Consider the following 4,457-nt stretch of genomic DNA (forward strand, 5'->3'; position numbering starts at 1 on the left):
GGTACGAACTCTCCGTGACCGAGGTCGCGCAGCGCGCGACGGATCGTGGCGGCCGCCGCGTCCGAGACCTCCGCCGGGGTGTCGGGATCCGCCCGCGACAGGTCGAAGACGGACATGTCCTCGGCGGGGAAGACGTGGACATGCGTGTGCGGCACCTCGAACCCCGCGATGAGGTACCCGGCACGCGACGCCCCGAAGCCCCCCACGACAGCCTTGCCGACCGCCTGCGCGACCTCGTTGAGCCTCGTGAGCAATCCTGGCTCCAGGTCGGTCCAGCGGTCGACCTCCTGCCTCGGGACGACGAGGGTGTGGCCCGGCGCGACGGGCGCGATCGTGAGGAAGGCGACCACCTCGGGGTCCTCCCAGACGAACCTCCCGGGCAACTCGCCGGCGATGATCTTGCTGAATACCGTGGTCATGGCCCCAGCCTACGTATCCGCGGCGGCCGGTTGCGGCTCCCGTGCGCCTTCTCGTGGTGTAATGGCGGGTAGGCCACCCGCGCGACGAGCGGCGAAGGGCCCTTGGAGGATGGCGAAGGGACGGGCAGATGATCGAGGTGTCGGCAGCCACTGCAGACGATTCCGTGAAGAAGAAGTCCTACCACCACGGTGACCTGCGCAACGCCATCATCAACGAGGCCATCTCACGGGCGCGGTCCTCGGGGGAGAAGGTGATCGTTCTGCGGGAGATCGCCCCCATCATCGGCGTGTCCGCCACCGCCGCCTACCGACACTTCACCAATCGACAGCAGCTGGTGGAGGAGGTCTCGGCCCGGGGGTTCGCGGCGATGGCCGAACGTATGAGCCTGCCCGCGGTCGCCGGCGCGGACTCCGCCCCGGGGCTCGCGGCCTACACCGACCTGCGGAACGCGGCCATCGCGATCGTGGAGTTCGCCGTCGCGGAACCCGCCTGGGCGAGGATGATGGTGGAGACGCTCGGCTCGTCGGCGACCGTCGCCTTCGCCGCCGGGGACGTCGTCGAGATCCTGCAGCAGATCGTCGACCGCGGGATCGCCGCGGGAGTCTTCCGCCCGGGTACCCGGGTCAGGGACCAGAGGGTCCTGTGGGCGGGAATCGACGGGCTGTGTTCGCACGCGATGTTCGGCCTCGAGCCGATGCGGACCACCGAGGCGGACCACGCGACGGCGCGGACGCTCGACCTCTGCATGACGGACATGCTCACACCGGAGGGGCTGGCACTTCGGGACGGGGCCGCGTTGCCGGAGGGGATCGCGACCGACCTGCCGGTCTGAGGTCGATCCGACACGCCGGTATAGCGACCCGCCTCCCAGGCCGAACCCGGTCACCTCGGGCGGAGTCACGTCGGGCCGGGGGCGCGACTATTGTGGTCGCTGTGCGCATTCTCGTGATCGGTTCCGGTGCCCGTGAGCACGCCCTGCTCGTCGCCCTCGCCGCGGATCCCGCGGTGACGGAGCTCCACGCCGCGCCCGGCAACCCCGGCATGGTGCAGGCCACGTGCCACGACACCGCGGTGACGGATCCCGCGGCCGTCACCGCGCTGGCCCGCCGACTCGAGGTGGACCTCGTCGTGATCGGCCCGGAGGTCCCGCTGGTGGCAGGGGTGGGTGACGCCCTGCGCTCAGCCGGCATCCCGGTGTTCGGCCCGTCGTCCGACGCCGCCCGGATCGAGGGTTCCAAGGCCTTCGCCAAGGACGTCATGGCCGCGGCCGGGGTGCGGACGGCGCGCGCCGAGGTCGTCGACTCGCCCGCCGACCTCGACGAGGCGCTGGACCGTTTCGGGCCCACCTGGGTGGTCAAGGACGACGGCCTGGCGGCCGGTAAGGGTGTGGTGGTCACCGGCGATCGTGCCGCCGCGCACGCCCACGCGCTCGCCTGCCTGGACGACGGCCACCCGGTGCTTCTCGAGTCGTTCCTCGACGGCCCCGAGGTCTCGCTGTTCTGCCTGGTGGACGGGGAGACGGTCGTGCCGCTCCTGCCCGCTCAGGATCACAAGCGGGTCGGTGAGGGGGACCGCGGTCCGAACACCGGCGGGATGGGTGCGTACACGCCCCTGCCGTGGTTGCCGCCGGGGATGGTCGATCGCATCGTCTCGGAGGTCTGTGAGCCCGTCGCCCGCGAGATGGTGTCGCGGGGGTGTGGGTTCTCCGGCCTCCTGTACGCGGGGTTGGCCATCACCGCCTCGGGTCCCGAGGTGGTGGAGTTCAACTGTCGCTTCGGTGATCCCGAGACGCAGGCGGTCCTGGCGCTGTTGGAGTCGCCACTGGGGGAGGTCCTGAACTCGGTGGCCACGGGGCGTCTCGCGGAACTGCCGCCGCTGGTGTGGCGCGACGGTGCCGCCGTGACCGTCGTCCTGGCCGCGGAGAACTACCCGTCCGCGCCGCGCCGTGGGGACGTCATCGAGGGCGCCGAACAGCCGGGGGTCTTCCATGCCGGCACGGCCCGGGACGCGGACGGGCGACTGGTCTCCGCCGGGGGGCGGGTCCTGTCCGTCGTCGGCACGGGATCCGACCTGACCGCCGCGCGGGCGGAGGCCTACCGGATCCTCGACGGCGTCGAGCTGGGCGGCGGCCACTTCCGTCGTGACATCGGCCTGGCGGCCGAGGAGGGGCGCATCAGCATCCCGATGTGACCCCCGACGCTCACCGGGCGTAGAGGGCCATCTGTGGAGCCTGCTCCACCAGCCAGGGGCTGAACGCGAACGGAGTGGCGTCGACGGCGGTCCTGACGTCTTCGGGCCGGGCCCAGTGGTAGGCGCAGACCTCGTCCGCCCGTGGATCCAGGTCGGCGCGGATACGGGCGGTGTACACCGGACAGATCTCGTTCTCCACGATGCCGGAGTCGTCGACCGCGCGATACCGGAAGTCCGGCAGGGCGCGTTCGATCCCGTCCACCCGGGTACCCAGTTCCTGTTCCGCCCGTCGCATGATCGCCTCGGCCGGGTCCTCGCCCGGACCGGGGTGGCCGCAGAACGAGTTGGTCCACACGCCGGGCCAGGCGCGCTTGTCGAGTGCGCGCCGGGTCAGTAGGACGCGGCCCTCCGCGTCGATCACGTGGCACGAGAACGCGAGGTGCAGCGGGGTGTCCGTCGTGTGGACGGTGGCCTTGTCCGCGGTGCCGATGGGGTGGCCGTCCTCCGAGAGGAGTACCACGTACTCGGTGGTTGCGGAACTGGAGGACCGGGGGAGCGAGGGCATACGGCCAACTCTAGGTGCTCACGGGGTGAAGGGCCCCCGGGGTCTCAGCCGGCGAGGTCGCGGGCGATCACCAGTCGCTGGATCTGGTTGGTGCCCTCGAAGATCTGGGTGATCTTGGCCTCGCGCATGTACCGCTCCACGGGGAACTCCCGGGTGTATCCGACGCCGCCGAGCACCTGGACGGCGTCCGTCGTGACCTGCATCGCCGCATCGGTGGCGGTGAGCTTGGCTATCGAGGCCTCGCGGGAGTAGGGCCGGCCGGCGTCCTTCCGTCGGGCGGCGTCGAGGTAGGTGGCCCGGGCGGAGGCGACGGCCGCGGCCATGTCCGCCAGCAGGAAGCCCAGCCCCTGGTGGCCGATGATGGTCTTGCCGAACGCCTCGCGCTCATTCGCGTAGGCGACCGCGTCATCCAGCGCCCGCTGCGCGATGCCGGTGGCCACCGCGGCGATCCCGAGCCTGCCGGAGTCCAGAGCGGAGAACGCGATCCGCAATCCGTCGCCCTCGGCACCGAGCAGACGGGTGGCGTCGACGCGGGCGCCCTCGTAGGCGGCGGTGGTGGTGGGGACGCCGTTGAGGCCCATCTTGTCCTCAGGTGTGCCGAACGTCAGATTCTCCGTGTCCCGGGGCACGAGCAGGCACGAGATCCCGCGGGACCCCTCGCCGGTTCGGACGAAGGTGTTGTACACATCGGCGATCCCGCCGTGGGTGATCCAGGACTTCGTGCCGGTGACCACGAACTCGTCACCTTCCCGCACGGCGCGGCACCGAAGCGCCGCGGCGTCGGATCCGGCCTGTGGTTCGGAGAGCGAGTACGCACCGATCTGCTCGCCGGCGAGCAGATCGGGGAGCCAGTCGGCCTTCTGCTGGTCGGTGCCGGCGGTGGCCAGCGGGAAGCATGACAGTCCGTGCACGCTGGTCGCTACGGCGACGGCCGCCCAGCGGGCGCCCAATTCCTCCAGAACCTGCAGGTAGACCTCGTACGGCTGCTCGCCGCCGCCGAACTCCTCCGGGTAGGGCAGCCCCAGGAGTCCTACGTCGCCGAGCTGCGCGAACAGGCCCTCGGGGTAGGTGTGATTCCGCTCGTGCTCGGCCGCGATGGGGTCGAGCAGCTTGTCGGCGACCGAGCGGGTCATGTCGATGAGTTCGTACGCCTCATCGCTGGGGAGCAGTCGGTCGACGGCCATGGGGGTCCTTCCGGGTCACTGAGGGAATCGTCGGCTGGTCTCGCTAGGAGCGTGGGTCAGTAACACGCCAGTTCAGGTCCGCTGATGGGGCGGGTTCG

At 70.9% G+C, this 4,457-nt stretch carries 5 protein-coding genes; 2 read left to right on the forward strand and 3 right to left on the reverse strand.

Features of this window, described 5'->3' with window-relative positions:
- On the reverse strand, window positions 1-419 hold a 419-nt coding region (locus IY392_RS11500; RefSeq protein ID WP_194861298.1), incomplete at its 3' end, for an HIT family protein.
- Window positions 420-547: 128 nt separating this feature from the next.
- Between IY392_RS11500 and IY392_RS11505 the strand changes: the two genes are divergently transcribed.
- A complete protein-coding gene (locus tag IY392_RS11505) occupies window positions 548-1,252 on the forward strand; it encodes a WHG domain-containing protein (protein ID WP_194861299.1) in 705 nt (234 codons plus the stop codon).
- A 101-nt stretch (window positions 1,253-1,353) separates the two neighbouring features.
- Window positions 1,354-2,610: a phosphoribosylamine--glycine ligase gene (purD, locus tag IY392_RS11510; protein WP_194861300.1), complete on the forward strand. Its 1,257-nt coding sequence runs from the start codon at window positions 1,354-1,356 to the stop codon at window positions 2,608-2,610.
- Between the two features lie 10 nt (window positions 2,611-2,620).
- Here purD and idi read toward each other — a convergent pair whose 3' ends face one another.
- Both idi and IY392_RS11520 read right to left on the reverse strand, forming a co-directional pair.
- Window positions 2,621-3,175 (reverse strand): isopentenyl-diphosphate Delta-isomerase, encoded by a 555-nt coding sequence (gene idi, locus IY392_RS11515; RefSeq protein ID WP_194861301.1) that lies wholly within the window; start codon window positions 3,173-3,175, stop codon window positions 2,621-2,623.
- Window positions 3,176-3,219: 44 nt separating this feature from the next.
- Window positions 3,220-4,359, reverse strand: a complete 1,140-nt coding sequence (locus IY392_RS11520) for an acyl-CoA dehydrogenase family protein (protein ID WP_194861302.1) — start codon at window positions 4,357-4,359, stop codon at window positions 3,220-3,222.
- Window positions 4,360-4,457 lie beyond the last annotated feature (98 nt).

The organism is Dietzia sp. SYD-A1 (genome assembly GCF_015356725.1).
Lineage (GTDB): Bacteria > Actinomycetota > Actinomycetes > Mycobacteriales > Mycobacteriaceae > Dietzia.

Bases quoted from the DNA above. Each gene is read 5' to 3' on its own strand.
- IY392_RS11505 (WP_194861299.1), top strand. From the start codon at position 548: ATGATCGAGGTGTCGGCAGCCACTGCAGACGATTCCGTGAAGAAGAAG.
- idi (WP_194861301.1), bottom strand. From the start codon at position 3,175: ATGCCCTCGCTCCCCCGGTCCTCCAGTTCCGCAACCACCGAGTACGTG.
- IY392_RS11520 (WP_194861302.1), bottom strand. From the start codon at position 4,359: ATGGCCGTCGACCGACTGCTCCCCAGCGATGAGGCGTACGAACTCATC.